Origin of the sequence: Sphingomonas endophytica, from assembly GCF_001476895.1 — a bacterium.
Lineage (GTDB): Bacteria > Pseudomonadota > Alphaproteobacteria > Sphingomonadales > Sphingomonadaceae > Sphingomonas > Sphingomonas endophytica_A.
The window spans coordinates 1-1,055 of sequence record NZ_LDTB01000280.1 but is presented as its reverse complement, the minus strand read 5'-3'; the positions used below and the strand labels follow the sequence as shown (position 1 = coordinate 1,055).

At 67.0% G+C, this 1,055-nt stretch carries 2 protein-coding genes; both read right to left on the bottom strand.

Going from position 1 to position 1,055, the window contains the following annotated elements; translation table 11 throughout:
• Positions 1-665: molybdopterin-dependent oxidoreductase (locus tag NS334_RS17195; protein WP_153002836.1), on the bottom strand; the 665-nt coding region annotated here is incomplete at its 3' end.
• A gap of 7 nt (positions 666-672) precedes the next feature.
• Positions 673-1,055 (bottom strand): formate dehydrogenase accessory sulfurtransferase FdhD (locus NS334_RS17190; RefSeq protein WP_193753174.1); only part of this gene is annotated, 383 nt, incomplete at its 5' end.

Here is a 1,055-nt window from a genome sequence, read left to right as displayed (position 1 = left end):
TGCCCGAAGTGCAGGATGCATTCGGTGGTGTCGAAATCCTCCAGCCGGGTGGTGCCGACCGGCACGCCGATCGAGGTCTTCAGCCCCAGCGACGTCGATTTGTGGAACATGTTCGAGCTGTCGGGCAGATTCTGGTTGCCGTACAGCCGCGCCAGCAACTGCCAAATGCACGACGTTGCCAGGCATGCGCGGACCGAGGCGTCGAACACGACGGACTTCGGGTTCAGCGGTTTCAGGCGCGCGGCGATCGCCTTGAACGCCTCCTCCCACGGCGCGACGACATATTTGTCGGTGGCCGGATCGTATTTCATCGGGTGCGTCAGCCGTCCGGCTTCCTCCAGCCGGTAGTCGCTCCACCCGCGCAAGTCGGTCAGCGTGTGGCGACGGAAGAAGTCGGGGGTCACGCGCTGGCTGGTGATCTCCCACGCGGTCGCCTTCGCGCCGTTCTCGCAGAATTCGACCGGGCCGGGCGGATGCGGCTTGGCCCAGGCGCAGCTGACGCAGGCAAAGCCATCGGGCTTGTTCTGGCGCAGCAGTTCGGCGCTCGTCTCGGCGATGTTCTTTTCGCGCGGAATGATGTCGGCAAGCGAGCGCATCGACCCCCAGCCGCCTGCCGGGCCGTCATAGGGAGTGAAATCGGGGCGATCGGCGTGCTGTTCGGTCATGCGTCCCTCAACGCGTGGGTTGCGAAAAAAGCACCGCGTCGTCGCGCGCGAGCGACACCAATGTCAAACCCGCCGATGCCGCCCGTTCGAGCGCGAGGCTGGTCGCGGCCGATACCGTCACCAGCATCGGGCACCCCGCCAGCGCCGCCTTCTCGACCAGCTCATAGGAACAGCGCGACGACAGCAAGGCGAATCCGCCATCCCAGTCGAGCCCCTGCCGTGCCATCGCGCCGATCAACTTGTCGAAGGCGTTGTGCCGCCCGACATCCTCGCGCGCCAGCCGAACCCGCCCGTCCGCATCGCACACCATCGCCGCATGCGCCGCGCCGGTCGCGCGATTGAGCGGCTGGTGATCGCGCATCGCCGCCAGCGCGGCGCATGCGGCGATGG